Raw genomic sequence first — 19,218 nt, forward strand, 5'->3', positions numbered from 1 at the left:
AGTCTTCGTTTGAAAAATACGTGGCGAAGTTCTTTTATTTTTAAAGTGCCTACTAGAGACGCAATCATTACCCAATAAAAAACCCCGCTTTTAATAAAAGACGGGGTTTGTCAGCGATCTGAAGCCGCTGGTGAGAGCGGCTTTTTAATTTACTGATTCGACGAGAAAAATTTCACAAGGAATATTCAATTCCTTACTTTTTTACGCTCTTCTCGATATGGCAATTTTCACTCAAAAAGCGCATAGCACCACCGTAATTCGTATCCCAATCATCGAGCAAATACGTCGGCGCTTCTTCCGTGAAGTCTGCCCAATCCTGTAGCAGACCTTCTTGCTTCTCATGCGGCGCGGTCGATTTAATCCAATCAACTGTTTTTTGCGCATCTAAGCCATGCTCACGAATCTTTTTGACGATGCTTTTCGCGGTCTTCTCAGGCAAACTAGTTTTCGCTGGGACGTCCACCGCTATACATAAAAATAAGGTCAATAGCGAATCGATATCGGTTTTACCTTTTGTGAGCTTCGCCCATTCTTTTGAAACCAAGGCATCATAATCCGAGGTATCTTCCAGCTCATGCGCACAAATAAAGTAACGCTCCTTCAATTCGAATACCAAGCGATCTAGAGAATTTTTCTTTTCCAAGATCATTGGGATATCGCGCGTCAATATTTCATCCAAAACCTGACGACTCAACTCAACAAATTTTTCGGGGATTGGCTCCGCAAATACTTGCTCTTGCGCTTGCTGTGCTTCGAAAATTTTTGGTTTCTTCGTTTTAGATTTTGCTTCTTTGCGCAGCGCCTCAATGATCTGCGCAAATTCAATTTGATTCTCTATCGGCGCTTCTGCATCTCCAATGAGACGCTTTAAGATTGCAGTACGAATTACCGCCAAGGCCTCGGCATCTTCTTCTTGCAATTCAGTTTGCGTAACGTCCATCGCACGTCCAAACCAAAACCCGGCTTCAATTTCCAATGCATTGTTCTGACGATGTGCAAGCAAATTGCGATATTCCTGCGGTTTATCCTTTAAAGACCAAACATCAAGAAAATCTTCAATACGCGCTTTTTGTTCACGTCCCAATAAAGCATATTCAGGCAAGGCAAACAAGGATTTTAACAAGCCAGAGCCGCCACGAGACAAAGTTAAAAATGTATTGTCACGTATCAGCTTTGCCGCAATATCCAAATCGCCTTGCGACGTTTCTAATAAATACAAGCTGGCGAGATTGACGATACGCTTGCAGGCTGTCTCAATTTCAGGACGCAAATATTTACTACCAAAAGCTTCCGCAATTTGTACCAAACCTTTCGGCGCCTCGGCTTCTATCATCGCCAATTTCGCCTGGGTGATGATAGCCATACGCATACCGTGACGCAAAGCGGTTTCAAAAAACGGCCTATCATCATAAATTGCCAGCGCTTGCTGATTTTCAGACATAACTTAATTCTTCTCTACGCAAGATTACAAAGCGGACTCTTCATCGTCATCATCACCACCGTCTGTATTTTTCTTCGGCGCACCAACATCATCTTCATCTTCTTCAGTCGCGTCCGCAACAAGACCTTCGGCAAATTCATCATTTTGTAGATTACGCAGATACACTTGATAACGAGCACGCAGTTTCATCAATACTTCACGGAAGATTTCGGGCAATTCGTAACGCAAGATATAGGTGACTTCCATCCAATCATGGTCTTCGACGTTTGCTCTATCCGTAGCGGAAGCACGTGTCTCGGTATCACGAGTCAAACTCAGCAGATCATCGTCAATCGCCTGTGTCTTATTTTCATCGCCGTATTCGTACAAATCAAAAGTCGCATAGCGATAAAAATGCTCAACCATTTGCGTGCGCTCTTGCAGATAATCTGCAAGAGAATCATAGCCACCCTCCACTTCGGCGATTTCGTACAAAAACTCTGCGGCATCTGCACCTTCACGAAAAATCACTGAATTAATCATGCCACGCAATTGCTCATGGGTCAGATCCTTATAGCGCTTTTCCAGGACCACGGCCTGCGCGAACTGCTCCGGCGTTACCAGCAAATTGACCAAAGATTCTTTCGATGAATCATATTCACGAATGATGGCCAACAAATCTTTCGCGGGAAATTCATCAAGTGCGGCGACCAATGCTTGATCACCCTGTGTTTCGGCTAAAGTCGCCAAAGCATGTTCTGCACCGGCGATATCGCCAACTTGTACTAAACTTTGCGCTTCTATCAAGGCTGGATAATTCATCATTTTTCCTTAGACGTATTTTGTGTCGGTGTACTGTCGTTGTTTATTCAAAAATCTGTTGGCGTTATTCAGGTAGGTGCCCATTGGTAAAAAATTGCGCCAAATTCCTCAATCTTTACGATCAAACCCCTGCTCTGCCAACCAATCTGCACCAGCTTCTTCCAAATCAACATCATCGCCATCATCGCCATCATCGCGGCCATGACGACCATAATTGCCATCGAGGTCACCGTTTTCGTGCAATTCGGCGTCTTCACTTTGCTCGCCGTTATCCTCATCGTCATCCTCAGTAGCCGTCGTCGCTTGCGCTTTGGTGTGATGACTGCGGCTTAAATATTCAAGACAAGCAGCGGTCACCATGAAGGCATCACCCTCAGGCTCTGCCAACACCAATTGCGCCATCTTCTCTGCCCATGGCTCCAACTTGACTGCACCTGCCAGACTCTTCCAACTAGGTAACTTATTCGCTTCTTTCGATGACAGTGACTCAAAACTCAAAGGGTTCATGAACAAAAAAGCATTATGAAATGCCGGCGCCAGCATCTCTGGATTCGATGCCATCATTGGCAATAAAAAAGCCAATTGCTCGCGCTTTTCTTTGAGCCGATGGCGCATCACATCTTTTCCTTCAGAATCGGAGCGCAAGTCATCCAATTCCGCTTTATAAGCCAACATTAATTCTTGAAAATAGCGTGAAAATCTCACTGCAATACTCCTGATAAATAATTCTTCCAAATTTCAGCCGCTGTTTCTATGGGCGACTCCAATAAATTTCTTCGGCGATTTTCGTCGTAAGCCGCACGAGCACCCTCATCCGAGAGCACATCGTAAGCCTCTTTAACAGCGTGAAATTTAACTGGCGCAAGCTCCGAACTATTACGATCCGGATGTAGCTCCGACGCCTTAACGCGATATGCTTTTTTAATGTCTGTCAACGACGCATTGGTCGCGACACCAAGAATAAAATAATAGTCTTTCATGTTTTATCTACCCACAATGAAAGTTATTTGAGGGAAACCTAATATCTAAATGCAACAACAAAATAGTCACAGACACTTAATCAAAGCAGCTTGCTTAGCTAAGTGAGTAGGAAGTCGTTAATGCCGTGGAACTAAGGCGAACTCGCATTGAATTCGCCCGAATGTCGATTGACCTTCTATCGCCCAATGTAAATCAATGCTGATGACCATGTTCGCCATGGACATGTCCATGTGCAATCTCTTCCTCGGTCGCGGCACGCACTTCCAAAATTTCGGCATCGAACCGCAGTTTCATACCAGCCAAAGGATGGTTACCATCAACAGTCACCAAACCAGCATCAATCGCTGTCACGCGAAATTGTGCCGCTTCTCCAGTTTCTGGATCTCGGGTTTCAAACATCATGCCCACTTCTAGATCTGGTGGAAACAAGCCAACGTCTTCTTCGTGCACCAATCCCGGGTCAACTTCGCCAAACGCGTCTTCGGCTCCCATTGTCACAGAAATTACTTTACCAACATGTTGCCCATCTAAAGCAGCCTCAACTGCCGGCAAAATATTGTCGTAACCACCGTGCAAATAAACGATAGGCTCATGATTTTTATCAATGATATTGCCTTGCTCATCGAACATGGTGTAATTCAAAGTCACTACGGAGTTTTGAGAAATTTGCATAGAGATAATCTAAAAAAGTATTGAATGAGAGAGAAACAAACTCTCGCAAAAGTATGCATTGTATCAGAGGCCAGTCCTGTCTTATTGAGCAAAAATTATGTATCAAACCTGATCTGCATTAAAGAAAAGTGGGGAAAACCTTATTAATCACGGGTTTTTCAATGATGACAAGCCCAAAAAAGAACACCTAGGGTAGAATTGCGCCTGTAGAAATTTTGTAGTGCTATTTCAACGATAAAATCAATAAAATTAGAAATCGAATTCTAAAGTTTAAGAATTCTGACTATCGCCCAAAATGCACGACAAAACAGCAATGTGCAAACATCAAAATCACAAACTTTCAATAATTCGAACGTGAATGCACAGCAATAAAATTTAAATATCAAAGTTGTCCAAGGAAAACAATGAAACGTGTAGATGATTTTCGCCTGCGTCTAGGCAAACATGAACTTGTACCAATTATGATCGGCGGTATGGGCGTGGATATTTCAACCGCGGAATTAGCCTTAGTAGCCGCACGTTTAAATGGCATTGGCCATATTTCTGATGCGTTGGTTCACGATGTGTCTGACCGTCGTTTTGACACCAGTTTCATCAAGGACAAAACCAAACTTTACAAATACAACATTAACAATTCCGACAAGACTGATATTAAGTTTGATTTAGACTTGCTGGCAGAAGCCACCAAATTACATGTCGGTAGAACCATGGAAGCCAAGCAAGGCGATGGCATGATTTTCGTCAATTGCATGGAAAAACTCACCATGAACGGCCCGCGCGACACCTTACGTGTACGTCTGGCGTCAGCTTTAGATGCAGGCATTGATGGCATCACTTTAAGTGCTGGTTTACATTTGGGGTCTTTTGGTCTTATGGAAGATCACCCACGCTTTCGGGACGCCAAGTTAGGCATTATTGTTTCATCGGTGCGCGCGCTGCAATTATTTTTACGTAAAAATGCCAAACTCAATCGCCTGCCCGACTATGTAATTGTCGAAGGTCCATTAGCTGGCGGACATCTTGGATTTGGACTAGATTGGGCAAAATATGATTTACACACCATCGTTGCGGAAGTTTTACAATACTTAAAAGATGAAAATCTGGAAATCCCTGTAATAGCGGCAGGCGGGATTTTCACGGGTAGCGATGCGGTTTCTTTCCTCGAAGCCGGTGTTGGGGGCGTACAAGTTGCAACCCGCTTCACGGTGACGAATGAGTGCGGCTTGCCAGACGACGTAAAGCAAGAATATTTCAAGGCACAAGAAGAGCAAATCATTGTCAATACGATTTCGCCAACGGGTTATCCTATGCGTATGCTCAATAACACCCCGGCGATCGGATCCAATATCCGCCCTGGCTGCGAATCCTATGGTTACCTATTGGACGGCAACGGCAATTGCTCCTACATTGATGCCTATAATCGCGAACTAGAAGCGAATCCTGACAACAAGGATTTCAAAGTCATGGATAAAACTTGTCTTTGCACACACATGCGTAACTTCAAGTGCTGGACTTGTGGTCAAACAACTTCTCGCTTAAAAGACACAACGCATCGCTTAGCTGACGGGACTTATGCATTACTCTCGGCTGAACACGTATTCCGGGACTACCAATTTAGTGTCAACAACGAAGTTGCATTACCTGCCGAATTGCCAGTAGCATTGCAGACATAAATATTTCAATTTCGAAATACCAAAGCAAAAAGCGCTGAAAGATTCAGCGCTTTTTTTATGATCAAATCTCAATGTTTCAAATAAAAAAAACGCAGAGTGCTTTTGAGCAAACTCTGCGTTTTCTTTACATAACTTAAATCAACCCACCCAAACCCGAGCATTTCTAAACATACGCATCCAAGGCGAATCTTCACCAAAAGATTCTGGTGCCCACGAATGCAAAACGCTGCGGAATACACGCTCAGCATGCGGCATCATCACTGTAAAGCGTCCATCATCATTTGTCACAGAAGTTAATCCACGTGGCGAACCATTTGGATTGTAAGGATAAGCTTCGCTTGCCTGACCATGATGATCGACAAAACGCATCGCTGCGTGTACAGAATTGATATCGCCTGTGGTTGAGAAGTCTGCAAAACCTTCACCATGTGCTACAGCGATTGGTGTTTGTGTACCTGCCATACCTTGGAAGAAAATCGATTTAGATTCGAGAATCTCCACCATGGAAAAACGACCTTCAAACTGCTCTGACTTATTCTTGGTGAATTTCGGCCAAGCTGTTGCACCTGGAATAATGGACTTCAAATTACTCATCATCTGACAACCATTACAGATACCCATACCAAAAGTATCGTCACGATGGAAGAATTCAGAAAATTGCTCAGACATCATGGCATTGAACAAAATCGTCTTCGCCCAGCCTTCACCCGCACCCAAGACGTCACCGTAAGAAAAACCACCTACTGCGATCAAACCTTTGTAGTCTGCCAACTTCGCACGACCTGCGATCAGATCACTCATATGAACGTCAACTGCGGTAAAGCCCGCCTTGTGCATCACATATGCTGTTTCAATGTGCGAGTTCACACCCTGCTCACGCAAGATTGCGACTTTAGGACGTACACCTGTTGCGATAAACGGTGTTGCAATATCTGCTTGCGCATCGAAAGTGATTTTTGGTTGCATGCCTGGATCAGATTCATCCGCCAGACGTGCGTATTCCGCATCAGCACAAGCTGGATTGTCGCGCATGCGGGCGATTTGCCAGCTCGTTTTACTCCAAATTTGATGCAAGGCACTGCGAGATTCTTTATAGATTTCTTTCGCATCACGCATGAAAGAAATGATGCCGCTATTGTTCGGCTTGCCGATTTCATGGCTGCATGCACCAAGATTATGTGCGCGCAAAACATCCATAACTTCACTACGTTGCTCAGTCCGAACTTGAATGACTGCACCAAGCTCTTCATTAAACAAGGCACGTAAAGTTAGCTCATTGCGACGCTCAGCCACTTGTCCAGCCCAATTCTTAGCGTCACCATGGTCCGCGGCGTGTTCGCTTTCCATCGTTAACATGTCAAGATTGATCGCCAAACCGCTACGACCCGCAAACGCCATCTCGCACAATGTGCCATACAAGCCACCATCTGAACGATCATGGTAAGACAGAATTTTTCCATCTTGAGTTAAAGATTGAATCGCCGCAAAGAAAGCTTTCAGGTCTTCTGCGCTATCGACGTCTGGTGTTTGATCGCCAAGCTTTTGCATAACTTGTGCAAACGCGGATGCACCCAGACGATTCTTGCCACGGCCGAGATCAATCAAGATCAGGCTAGTGTCACCAGCATCCAATTTAATTTGTGGCGTTAAGCATTTACGAATATCGTACACCGGTGCAAATGCGGAAATGATCAAAGACACTGGTGATGTCACTGACTTATCAGCGCCCTCATCTTTCCATGTTGTACGCATGGACAAGGAATCTTTACCGACTGGAATACTGATACCCAGCGCTGGGCAAAGTTCCATACCAATTGCTTTAACAGTATCAAACAAAGCGGCATCTTGACCTGGCTGACCACAAGCCGCCATCCAGTTTGCCGAGAGCTTAATGCTCTCAATGCTTGCGATTGGTGCTGCCGCGATATTCGTAATGGACTCACCAACGGCCATACGACCAGAGGCTGCAGCATTAATCACGGCCAATGGAGTGCGTTCTCCCATAGACATTGCTTCGCCTAAATGTCCTTCTAAACTCATTGCAGTCACCGCGCAATCGGCGACTGGCACTTGCCACGGACCGACCATTTGATCACGGACTGACATTGCACCAACTGAGCGATCACCAATCGTCACCAAGAAAGATTTATCGCCAACAGTTGGCAAACTCAGGACTCTTTCACCTACAACTTTCAAATCCATACCAGTCAAATCGATCGCAGGGAAATCACGCTTAACGTGTTCGACTTCGCGATGCATTTTTGGCGGCTTACCGAGTAACACGTTCATCGGCATATCGACTGGCGCGTTGTCATTGAGTGGATCAATAACTTTCAATTGACGTTCTTCGGTTGCAGTGCCTACAACAGCGAACAAGCAACGCTCGCGTTCACAGAAATATTGGAACAGGGGCAAACTTTCGGGTGCAATCGCCAACACATAACGCTCTTGTGATTCATTACTCCAAATTTCTTTAGGAGCCATGCCACTTTCTTCCAACGGCACTTTGCGCAAATCAAAATTCGCACCGCGCTTGGCGTCGTTTGTGATTTCTGGGAACGCATTAGACAAACCACCAGCGCCGACGTCATGAATCGATAAAATAGGATTGTTGTCACCCAATTGCCAGCAAGAGTTAATCACCTCTTGCGCGCGACGTTCCATTTCTGGATTGCCACGTTGAACAGAATCAAAATCAAGATCCGCCGTATTGGTACCAGTCGCCATCGAAGAAGCCGCACTGCCGCCCATACCGATGCGCATGCCAGGACCACCGAGTTGAATCAACAGACTACCGACAGGTAAATCAAACTTTTTCGTGTGTTTATCATTGATGCTGCCGATACCACCGGCAATCATGATAGGCTTGTGATAGCCGTGAACAGTCCCACCAACATTTTGTTCATAAGTACGGAAATAGCCACCCAATACAGGACGACCAAATTCATTACTGAATGCGGCACCACCAATCGGGCCTTCGATCATAATTTGCAAAGGCGAAGCGATACGATCTGGCTTGCCGTATTGCTGTGTCGTCGCATTGTTACTCAAGACATCGCTAGCGTTTTCCCAAGCTTGCACATTGCCTGGCAAATTCAAATTTGAAACGGTAAACCCAGTCAGACCCGCCTTTGGTTTTGCACCGCGGCCAGTCGCACCTTCATCACGAATCTCACCACCAGCACCTGTCGATGCCCCTGGAAATGGAGATATCGCGGTCGGATGGTTATGCGTTTCCACCTTCATTAAGGTGTGAGTCAATTCTGTCGACGCTTTGTATTCATTGCCATTAGCCGCACCATTTGGATAAAAGCGTGTGACAGTCGCGCCTTCCATGATGGAAGAGTTATCGCTATAGGCAACGATCGTGCCTTTTGGTTGCAGCAAATGCGTGTTCTTAATCATGCCGAACAGCGAAATATCTTTCTTCTCGCCGTCAATTGTCCAGTCTGCGTTGAAAATCTTATGGCGGCAGTGTTCACTATTGGCTTGTGCAAACATCATTAATTCAACGTCTGTAGGATTACGTTTTGCCGTCGCGAAGGCATCAACCAAGTAATCAACTTCATCGTCAGACAAAGCCAAACCAAGCGCACTATTGGCTTCAACCAATGCAGCTTTGCCACCACCCAAAACATCGACATGCTCTAGAGGCTTGGCGTCTAATTCAGTGAACAACCCGTTAGCAGCATTCAGATCTTCCAGCACCATTTCTGTCATACGATCATGCAACAGGGCGATCACGCCTTGTTTGGAATCAGCAGCAAGTTTTTTTGCGCCGCCCAACAAACCAGACTTCACTTGCACAAAATACTGCACGCCGCGCTCCAGACGCTTGATCTGCTGCATACCGCAGTTATGGGTAATATCAGTCGCTTTCGATGCCCATGGTGAAATCGTACCGAAGCGCGGAATAACGACGAAGCTATCGCCCTCTTCGCTACCAGTAAAAGCATCACCGTAAACCAAAAGTGCTTTCAGACGATTAATGTCAATTTCACTGAGTGGCGCTGACGCATCAACAAAATGCGCATAGCGCGCTGTCACGCCAACGATATTGGCATCAACAGCTTGCAGGCGGGATAGTAAATTTTTAGTTCGGAAAGCAGACAGGGCGTTAGAGCCTGGCAATATCAACATGGCGTGAATGTAGTTGAGGCAAAGTGGCTAGTTTCTGGCGTTCGCGTTAAGAATAACGCGAAAGAGAACAGACACATTGCGGGTTGGAACGGAAAGCGCGATTATACCCCGATGTCAGTTTTCTCTCCAGCCTGATCTTCAGGGAAAAGCATTGGTGATAAAGTAGCACACAAAAAAAACATAGCCACTTTAGCCAAATTCAACGACACGACTTTCCACTACCAAAACCAAAATATTAAACAATCTCCACCGATTGCGAAAATCGAATCAATTCTTGGCTTTATCCATCATTATCGGAAAATCAATCGTCTCAAATTCGATCGTATTAATTTCAGCGGCCTCCAAAGGATCCGCATCCACTTTCGCCTCTGGTACTTTGGTAGTCACAAGCTCTGGCACTTCGCGCAATGGCCGCTCAATTGCCATCATCTTGTCAATTTCATGTGCAATTCCCAGCAACATCAATATGTCTCGGTAAACAGGGAGATCGAATCCCGCTCGTTTACCTTCTCTATCATCAACCAACAAACTCTCAAGATAAGGAATAATGCCATTACTATTCCAACCGTCACAGATTTTCTGCATTAGATGAGGAAAGTCTTCCAATTGACGACTTGGCATTTGTGAAAGGTCAGTATCAAACTCTGGGATATTTGCATTAAAGAAAACAATAAATCGATCACGTAAGATGTCGTACTTATTTCTATCCTTAACGGTGCGATACAGATCCAACAAAAACAGCCAAGGGACAGGAGAATCAGGCTGCTCCACCTGTTCTTGAGCAGCCAAAATTTCGATCGCGCGTTGAGGATCATTCATAGAAATCCAGAATTCTGCCTCTTGAGTCACATCTGAAATCTCTTCCACTTTGACAGAGTTTCCACGCGGCGCGAAGAAGTTAAAAATACTACTATTCGTCTCCTCTAAAGTCGGCGTACGATGAAAGCTACTATTTTCAAACATAGCCTGACTAGGTGTGAGATCAGAATTTACATCCTTAATACCATCCGCTGCCACCGGGGAAGAATTACGTTTATTCAATGCACCTGAAGAACTTGCTACCGCAGCTGATTTTGTGTCATAACTTGACTGCAAGTTATTGATAACATCTTCAATTTTTTCTGGCTGAGCACTTAATGCTTCTTCTTCACCTTCCCACCAAGTATCATTTTTCCCCGACAAATTTCGACGTATGTAAACCAGTAAAAACAGAACGATTGCGATCGCCAAAATTGCGATTATAGCCAAACTTATAAGCCAAAAATCGAATACTGACTTGTCCTGCAGCTTGGACAAAGCCGCTTTATCCACTAAATTCTGCTTTCTTAACTGCTCCGTTTCCTGCTTTAGACTGGCTATTTCCTTACTATTTTCAATCTTAACCTCAGGAGTTATTGTTGGGGTCGACGATGCCGCTTGAGGATCGTCACGCAATATTGCCGCCATACGCGCCTGCGCTGCACGTAATTCCTGCATGTTTTCAATCAATTGCTGTCCAGCATCGGAGCTCAAAACATCACTCATACGTAAGCCCTGAGAAGGAGCCGGCATAACAATATCATCTGACAATTTCAGAACATCTCTTGATGCAGACGGCGCCTTTCTGCGCTTGCCTTCACTTTTCTTTGAGACATCGGCTACTTGAGAAATCGTATCAGAGTGATTATCAGGCTTTTCTGGCTGAGTTTTTTTAGGGTTCCGATTATTGGATTTACCCGTAGTAAAAGCTGGCTCTGCCTTGATCGAGGCGTTACTCGGAACTACCCCAAACGGCGAGTCGTCGCGACTCATATTGGCCATGCCCGGTATCGCTTCAGGCGGATCAAGCAAAATCGAGAATTCCCGATGCAACTGGGTTTCGCAACCAATATCAATAATTAAATTAATTGCAGGCTCATTCATGGCCTGTCTAGTGGAAAATGACAAAGCACGCTGCTTTGCGTTTTGATGCATCGTAATAATGGCATTGGCAATAAAGATGCCATCAACCGTCACCACTTTTGCCCGCAGACAAGTCGGATTAATTTGTTCTGTTTCGGCACCTACAACATCTGCATGCACCAGCAATGATTGACCTAGTGCCGATTTCACACGCATTTCACCTAACCCCAGGGCGAACGCCTGCAGCGCCACTCCCAAGCTGAAGGCGGCGAAGAGAATATTCAGTATTAAAAAATTGAACAAACGTGAAATGATGCTTTCCTTAACAAACATATGGCGTTTCAAACTCGTTGCTGTTGGCGATTGAGTTTAACTATCTACGATGTTACTTCTTTTACATGGAAAATCAAAGCAGATTGCCTCGGTTTTTGTTTAAACATCGTCAAATTTGAAACAAAAATATTAATTTGAAATGCACTTAATTAAATAATCCATTCTTTACAGCAAACAAATTTCGCTAAAATGTCAGCCGCCATCGAGTGGTCACTTTTTCTCAAAATCCAAAATTCTCTTTGAAATTCCGCGTATTATATTCACTTCTTCGACTTCTAGTTGAGCTCTAGAAAATAAGCGCTTCAATCTCGGCATAAGCTTTTTAGGATTATGCGGATTTAAAAAATCTAACTTAACAAGTGATTGCTCCAAATGCTGATACATTCGATCTATCTGTTCGATTGATGCCAACTCACCTTGAAAACCAATCGCAGTTTTTTGACTCGAATCAGTTGAATCAATTAAAGCGCTCATTCTGCATTCGTAAGCGAGAATTTGTACTGCCTGCGCTAAATTTAACGAGGAGTAATCAGGGTTCGCTGGCACATTAATGAGTACATTGCTATTCATTACGATCTCATTCGGCAATCCGTAACGCTCACTACCAAATACCAAAGCCACGTCTTGCGTCCAAGCACTCACTAATTTATCGGCAAATTCACGCGGGGTGACAATGGGAGGTGAAAATTCACGTAAGCGCGCACTAACCGCAGCAACAAAATGGCAATCAACCAAAGCGTCCTCGATCTTATCGACAACTTTAGCCGAAGCCAAAATATCTTGTGCTCCGCTCGCGAACGCAACAGCATCAGGGTTTGTCAATGCATCGTCAAACCGTGGATTGACCAACCGCAAATCAGAAAATCCCATGGTTTTCATAGCACGTGCTACCGCACCAATATTGCCGGGATGACTGGTATCAACCAAGATAATTCGAAGGCGATTAAAAACAGATGTATCAGAAATAGGTAAGTTCATTTAAAATAGCGCAATTGCGCGTCAATTTATGTTGTTTGTGTTGTTTTTACAATGAATCAATATTTCACAGCGAAATCTCTGCGCCCCGCTCTTTAATTCATCTTTGTGCGACATCTCCACGACCTTGGTCTAGTCCAGACTCAAGGCTGGGCTGCCGCCATTTTAACGGAAACTCTATGCACCCAATGCTCAATACGGCAATTAAAGCCGCTCGTCGTGCCGCGACGATTATTAATCGTGCTTCTTTTGATGTGGACCGTGTCCAAGTCAGTGAAAAGCAATACAACGATTTCGTAACTGAAGTGGATCGCGCTGCCGAAGCTGCGATTATTGAGGTGCTGACTTCCGCTTACCCTGATCACGCGATTCTTGCTGAAGAATCAGGTGCTTCCAAAAATCTGCATGACGACAATGAAAACGTCTGGATCATCGACCCGCTCGATGGCACGACGAATTTCATTCATGGATTCCCACAATATTGCGTTTCCATCGCCCTGCAACAAAAAGGCGTTATCACTCAAGCCGTCATCTATGATCCTAGCCGCAATGAAATGTTCACAGCGTCTAAAGGTGGTGGCGCATTTTTGAATGACAAACGTATCCGTGTCACTAAATGCGACAAAATCGCTGATGCCTTGATCGGCACTGGTTTTTCAGGTCGCGATATGGCCGGCCTTGACGAATACATGGAAATGTACAAAATCATGACGCAAAAATGTCAAGGATTACGTCGTCCTGGTGCAGCTGCTTTAGATTTAGCTTACGTTGCCATGGGTCGTTTGGATGGTTTTTTTGAAAAAGGTTTGGCACCTTGGGATATCGCAGCAGGCTCTTTGGTTGTAACTGAAGCCGGTGGTATCGTTGGTACTTTCGCTGGCGAGTCTGATTACCTGTACAAAGGTGACGTTCTTGCTGGCACGCCAAAAGTATTCGGGCAGATGGTTAATGCCTTACAAGTTTTCGCAAAATAATTAAGATCAAGCACATCACATTCACCCTGAAAGTGATGTGCGCAGCCATAACAAGTTGTACCCAAACCTTTGCCGCACCCTGCGGGAAGTTTGTTTCATATAGAAATTAGCATGACCACATTTTCAGATCTCGGCCTTTCCGAGTCCATCGTTCGCGCAGTCAGCGAGCACGGCTACACCACTCCTACACCAATTCAAGCGCAAGCAATTCCTGCGGTCATCAAAGGCGGTGATTTACTCGCTGGCGCACAAACAGGCACAGGCAAAACTGCTGGCTTTACTCTGCCAATTTTAGAACGATTGTTGCGCAGCGCACCTGCTCCAAAAAATAAAACCGATCGTCGCAATATCCGTGTTTTGGTCTTAACACCAACCCGTGAACTGGCTGCACAAGTTGAAGAAAGCGTTGCCACTTATGGCAAGCATACACCACTCAATTCTGGTGTCATCTTTGGCGGCGTCGGCATCAATCCACAAGTCAAATTACTCAAAACAGGTGTGGACGTTTTAGTAGCAACACCAGGTCGCTTGCTCGATCATCATCAGCAAGGCACCATCGATTTACGTCATATCGAAATTTTGGTTTTGGACGAAGCAGACCGCATGCTCGACATGGGCTTTATTCATGACATCAAAAAAGTGTTAGCGATACTTCCAGCAAAGCGCCAAAATTTATTGTTCTCCGCCACTTTCTCTGACGATATCAAAACGCTCGCGGATAAATTATTGAATAACCCAGCGATGATCGAAGTTGCGCGCCGTAACTCCACGGTCGAAGTGATTGCACAAAAAGTACATCCAGTCGACCGCGACAAAAAGCAAGCGATGCTGGCGCACTTAATCAAGACACATAAGTGGACACAGGTATTGGTCTTTACGCGCACCAAGCATGGCGCGAATAAATTGGTTGAGCAATTGATCCGCGACGAAATTAATGCGATGGCGATTCATGGCAATAAGAGTCAATCAGCGCGCACCAAAGCACTGGCGGAATTTAAAGATGGTAGTTTAACTGTCTTAGTCGCAACCGATATCGCTGCACGCGGAATCGATATCGACCAATTGCCACACGTGGTCAATTATGATTTGCCAAACGTCGCAGAAGATTATGTCCATCGCATCGGCCGTACTGGTCGCGCTGGCGCGACAGGTGAAGCAGTGTCCTTAGTCTGTGTAGATGAATTCAAGCTACTGGCAGATATTGAGAAGTTTATCAAACGCCAGATTCCACAAGAAATTATTGACGGCTTCATTCCAGATCCACACGCAAAAGCGCAACCGATACAATTGCGCAGCTTCCCTAATCCTGCACAGGGTCGTGGTGGCAATGGCGGCGGAGGCGGCAATCGAAGTAAAGCACCAAGTCGACCACAAGGCGCAACCAAGGCGGCAGGCAGCAATGTTGCTCGTAATGCAGGTCCAAAACCTGCTGGCGCGAAACCAGCATTTAAGCAAAGTACACCGCGTCGCTCAGGCGGTCGCGGCGGCGCATAATTTATCGCCGACCTGACGGAAAAAGTAAGAAAGAACGGGCAAATGTGCGAGCATTGCCCGTTTTTTATTAATGAATACAGAACATTAAAAAAAACATCGCAATTGCACAGTCTTAATATGTAATTGCGCTATGATTTCGCTCCTTAAGAGAATTCAAACTCTCCCAGACTCAATTCACAAAAATTTCAATAAAAATATGGCTGCCACAGAAACCCACACCCCAATGATGAAGCAATACCTTGGTATCAAAGCGGATTATCCCGATACCTTAGTGTTCTATCGCATGGGCGATTTTTATGAATTGTTTTTTGAAGATGCAGAAAAAGTTTCGCGTATTTTGGGAATTACTTTAACCCAGCGCGGCACCTCGAATGGCGCGCCGATCAAAATGGCGGGCATTCCGTTTCATTCGATAGAACCTTACCTTGCTAAGTTGGTCAAGATCGGCGAATCAGCGGCGATTTGTGAACAAATTGGTGATCCGGCGACGAGTAAAGGTCCTGTTGAGCGCAAAGTCATGCGTGTGATTACGCCGGGTACCTTGACTGACACAGATTTATTGCCGGCAAAAGCGGAGCGTCCGTTATTGGCAATGTGCCTGTTGAGCCAACGCAAAACTGTCAACATTGGCTTGGCGTGGCTATCGTTAGCCAGCGGTGCTTTAAAGTTGATGGAATTTAGTACTGATGAAAAGTCACTACAGACACGCCTCCAGCAAGAATTAGAACGCATTTCACCAGCCGAAGTTTTGGTCTCTGCTGGCGGTTTAATGCTTGAAGAGTTTCGTCATGAATTACCGGGTAAATTTTCTGAAGTACCTGACTGGCATTTCGATCTCAAGCAAGGTCAAAAGTCTTTACAAGATCAACTCGCCACTTCCACACTAACGGGTTTTGGCGTAGAAAACTTTGGCGCTGCATTAGGCGCTGCTGGTGCCCTGTTGCGTTACGCTGAATCGACACAAGGGCGCGGCTTAAAACACGTCAATTCACTTAGCGTAGAATCTGAAAACGAATTTATCGGACTCGATACCGCTACGCGGCGCAATCTCGAGTTAACGGAAACTTTACGTGGCCAAGAATCACCTACTTTATTTTCTTTATTAGACCATTGTCGCACTGCGATGGGCTCTCGCTTACTGCGCCATTGGTTGCATCATGCGCGACGCGAACAGCAAATCGCTCGTAGCCGTCATCAAGCGATCGACGCACTATTACAAGCCGATGCGACTACAGGTTTATCTAACACATTGACGTCCATCCCAGATATTGAACGCATCACCACGCGCATCGCCCTACTCTCAGCACGTCCACGCGATCTTGCTGCCTTACGTGATGGCGTTCAACATCTGGGCACCGTGCGTACTTATGTGTCGATGTGTTTGAAAAATAATGAACCTCAATTATTGTCGCAATCTCTAACGAATCTTGCGACACCAAGTGAATGTCTAGATTTATTAGAGCGTTCGTTGATGCCGCAACCAGCGACCATGGTGCGCGATGGTGGCGTGATTGCGAACGGATTTGATGCTGAGCTTGATGAATTACGTTCGCTCTCAGAAAATGCTGGTCAATTCTTGATCGATCTGGAAACCTCAGAACGCGCCCGCACTGGTATCGCCAATCTGCGTGTTGAATACAACAAAGTTCACGGTTTCTACATTGAAGTCACGAATGGACAAGCCGATAAAGTACCGGACAATTATCGCCGTCGCCAGACTTTAAAAAATGCCGAGCGTTACATCACACCCGAACTCAAAGCATTTGAAGACAAAGCTTTATCGGCACAAGAACGTGCGCTGGTTCGTGAAAAGGTGCTGTATGACAAACTGCTACAAGATTTATTGCCCCATATTCAAACGCTGCAAACCATCGCGCATGCAATCGCACAACTGGATGCGCTCGTAAGTTTGGCGGATCATGCGATGAAAAATAATTGGTGCGCACCGCAGTTAGTCAGCGAACCAACTTTGGATATCGTGCAAGGTCGCCATCCTGTGGTCGAAAATCAAATCGAACGTTTCATTGCCAATGATTGCCAACTATCCGCTGAGCGCAAACTGCTCTTGATCACAGGTCCGAATATGGGTGGTAAATCGACTTTTATGCGCCAAACTGCGCTGATTACTTTACTCGCCTATATTGGCAGTTATGTTCCGGCGACTCAAGCCACTATTGGGCCGATTGATCGCATTTTTACGCGTATCGGTGCGGCCGATGACCTGGCTGGTGGTCACTCTACCTTTATGGTCGAAATGACAGAATCAGCGGCGATCTTACACGGAGCGACGGAAAATTCTTTAGTCTTGATGGATGAGGTAGGCCGAGGAACATCGACCTTTGATGGATTGGCGTTAGCATGGGCAATTGCACGCCATCTAATCATGACATCAAAAAGTTACACACTGTTTGCAACCCATTATTTTGAATTAACCCAGTTACCGGACATCCATCCGAGTGCAGAAAACGTGCATTTATCAGCGATTGAACACAAAGAAAATATCGTGTTTCTGCATGCTGTGCAAGCAGGTCCGGCATCACAAAGCTATGGTTTGCAGGTTGCACAATTGGCGGGTATTCCACAGCCAGTGATCCGTGCAGCACGCAAGCATTTAGCAGATCTTGAAGCACAATCTCTGCAAAGTACGCCGCAATTCGATTTGTTTTCTAGCAATGCGGCAGCGACTATCGATGACACGCGCAATCACGAGGTGCAATCTTCAGTAGCGCCCCTAAGCTCGGCACTTTTATCTGCAATTGATGAATTAGACCCTGACGCACTAACACCGCGCGAGGCGCTCGATGCACTTTACCAGCTAAAGGCGATTGCTCGGGACCTTTGATTAGATAAAAAAATAGCGGCTAAATTGCCGCTATTTTTGATGAACCAATTGCTGGTCTACTGAACTTAGCAGTTCGATCTTTCTCTTGAGCCTATACAGGAAATATCATTTCAAAGGCTCACTTTTCAATCCTGCTCGATAAGCTTAAATTGCAAGTATATCTAGCACCGCACGCAGCTCACCGCGAATTTTACTGAAGCTAATATTCGGCGCTGACTCCTGCTCTTCGATCTTTTCTTCCACATGCGCGACTTGATTATTCAACTTATTGCGAGCACCGTTAATCGTAAAGCCTTGCTCATAAAGTAATTCACGAATGCGGCGAATAAGAAGAACTTCGTGATGTTGATAATAACGACGATTGCCCCGCCGCTTAACCGGCTTTAGCTGTGCAAATTCCTGCTCCCAATAGCGCAACACATGCGGTTTTACACCACATAAATCACTGACCTCGCCTATCGTAAAATAACGTTTAGCAGGAATCGGAGGCAACACAAAGTTTTCCATATCGGCATCACTCATAGGGGGAACTACGCTGCGTTAGCACTATTAAATTGAATTGGGGAATGTAAGTCATCAACCATCGCTTTTAGCTTTTGACTCGCATGAAAAGTGACTACACGGCGAGCGGTAATCGGAATTTCTTCACCCGTCTTAGGATTGCGGCCTGGTCGCTGCGGCTTATCCCGCAGTTGAAAATTTCCGAAACCTGAAAGTTTAACCTCAGCTCCACGTTCTAACGCATCCCGGATCTCGCCAAAGAAGGTCTCAACCATATCCTTTGCTTCACGTTTGTTTAAACCCACTTGCTCAAATAAGAGCTCGGCGAGCTCGGCCTTAGTTAGGGTAGGCAAATCTTTTTCTGCTTTTGAACGCGCCTGCGCTTCATGCATGGCACGTTTTAAATCTTCATCCAACAGAGATTGAAGATCAGCAGAATTTACATCGTTCATCATTATTTACCTATTTTTTAACTTACTCTTTGTGCTGGATGAACATCGACTTTTCGCA

The 19,218-nt window shown here is 45.3% G+C and carries 14 protein-coding genes; 4 read left to right on the forward strand and 10 right to left on the reverse strand.

Features of this window, described 5'->3' with window-relative positions:
• Positions 1–193: 193 nt before the first annotated feature.
• The 5 genes from H8K52_RS19255 to H8K52_RS19275 form a co-directional block, all read right to left on the reverse strand.
• Positions 194–1,441, reverse strand: coding sequence for a hypothetical protein (locus H8K52_RS19255; RefSeq protein WP_186924543.1), 1,248 nt, complete (start codon positions 1,439–1,441; stop codon positions 194–196).
• 24 nt (positions 1,442–1,465) lie between these two features.
• Positions 1,466–2,242 (reverse strand): hypothetical protein, encoded by a 777-nt coding sequence (locus H8K52_RS19260; protein WP_186924544.1) that lies wholly within the window; start codon positions 2,240–2,242, stop codon positions 1,466–1,468.
• 108 nt (positions 2,243–2,350) lie between these two features.
• Positions 2,351–2,947 carry a hypothetical protein gene (locus H8K52_RS19265; RefSeq protein ID WP_186924545.1) on the reverse strand — a complete coding sequence of 199 codons (597 nt, stop codon included), beginning with the start codon at positions 2,945–2,947 and terminating at the stop codon, positions 2,351–2,353.
• On the reverse strand, positions 2,944–3,222 hold the full coding sequence (locus H8K52_RS19270) for a DnaJ domain-containing protein (RefSeq protein WP_186924546.1): 279 nt from the start codon (positions 3,220–3,222) through the stop codon (positions 2,944–2,946). Before H8K52_RS19270 ends, H8K52_RS19265 begins: the two co-directional genes overlap by 4 nt.
• 193 nt (positions 3,223–3,415) lie before the next feature.
• Positions 3,416–3,895 (reverse strand): FKBP-type peptidyl-prolyl cis-trans isomerase, encoded by a 480-nt coding sequence (locus tag H8K52_RS19275; RefSeq protein WP_186924547.1) that lies wholly within the window; start codon positions 3,893–3,895, stop codon positions 3,416–3,418.
• A gap of 404 nt (positions 3,896–4,299) precedes the next feature.
• On the opposite strand from H8K52_RS19275, the gene H8K52_RS19280 reads away from it, so the two are divergent.
• Positions 4,300–5,568, forward strand: a complete 1,269-nt coding sequence (locus H8K52_RS19280) for a nitronate monooxygenase (RefSeq protein WP_186924548.1) — start codon at positions 4,300–4,302, stop codon at positions 5,566–5,568.
• A gap of 138 nt (positions 5,569–5,706) precedes the next feature.
• Here H8K52_RS19280 and purL read toward each other — a convergent pair whose 3' ends face one another.
• The 3 genes from purL to H8K52_RS19295 all read right to left on the reverse strand — a co-directional run bounded on the left by purL (position 5,707) and on the right by H8K52_RS19295 (position 12,900).
• Positions 5,707–9,708: a phosphoribosylformylglycinamidine synthase gene (purL, locus tag H8K52_RS19285; RefSeq protein WP_186924549.1), complete on the reverse strand. Its 4,002-nt coding sequence runs from the start codon at positions 9,706–9,708 to the stop codon at positions 5,707–5,709.
• A 267-nt stretch (positions 9,709–9,975) separates the two neighbouring features.
• A complete protein-coding gene (locus H8K52_RS19290) occupies positions 9,976–11,934 on the reverse strand; it encodes a type IV pilus assembly protein FimV (RefSeq protein ID WP_186924550.1) in 1,959 nt (652 codons plus the stop codon).
• A gap of 198 nt (positions 11,935–12,132) precedes the next feature.
• Complete coding sequence (locus H8K52_RS19295; protein WP_186924551.1) at positions 12,133–12,900, reverse strand: RNA methyltransferase; 768 nt, start codon at positions 12,898–12,900, stop codon at positions 12,133–12,135.
• Positions 12,901–13,076: 176 nt separating this feature from the next.
• On the opposite strand from H8K52_RS19295, the gene H8K52_RS19300 reads away from it, so the two are divergent.
• The 3 genes from H8K52_RS19300 (at position 13,077) to mutS (ending at position 18,207) form a co-directional block, all read left to right on the forward strand.
• Positions 13,077–13,871, forward strand: coding sequence for an inositol monophosphatase family protein (locus H8K52_RS19300; RefSeq protein WP_246464706.1), 795 nt, complete (start codon positions 13,077–13,079; stop codon positions 13,869–13,871).
• Positions 13,872–13,982: 111 nt separating this feature from the next.
• Positions 13,983–15,365, forward strand: coding sequence for a DEAD/DEAH box helicase (locus H8K52_RS19305; protein WP_186924552.1), 1,383 nt, complete (start codon positions 13,983–13,985; stop codon positions 15,363–15,365).
• A gap of 196 nt (positions 15,366–15,561) precedes the next feature.
• A complete protein-coding gene (mutS, locus tag H8K52_RS19310) occupies positions 15,562–18,207 on the forward strand; it encodes a DNA mismatch repair protein MutS (protein ID WP_246464708.1) in 2,646 nt (881 codons plus the stop codon).
• 144 nt (positions 18,208–18,351) lie between these two features.
• Here mutS and H8K52_RS19315 read toward each other — a convergent pair whose 3' ends face one another.
• Positions 18,352–18,714, reverse strand: coding sequence for a MerR family transcriptional regulator (locus tag H8K52_RS19315; protein WP_186924565.1), 363 nt, complete (start codon positions 18,712–18,714; stop codon positions 18,352–18,354).
• A gap of 23 nt (positions 18,715–18,737) precedes the next feature.
• Positions 18,738–19,160 carry an integration host factor subunit alpha gene (locus H8K52_RS19320; RefSeq protein WP_186924554.1) on the reverse strand — a complete coding sequence of 141 codons (423 nt, stop codon included), beginning with the start codon at positions 19,158–19,160 and terminating at the stop codon, positions 18,738–18,740.
• Positions 19,161–19,218: the final 58 nt, after the last annotated feature.

The sequence above is a fragment of the Affinundibacterium seohonense genome (genome assembly GCF_014284305.1).
GTDB lineage: Bacteria > Pseudomonadota > Gammaproteobacteria > Burkholderiales > Burkholderiaceae_D > Undibacterium > Undibacterium seohonense.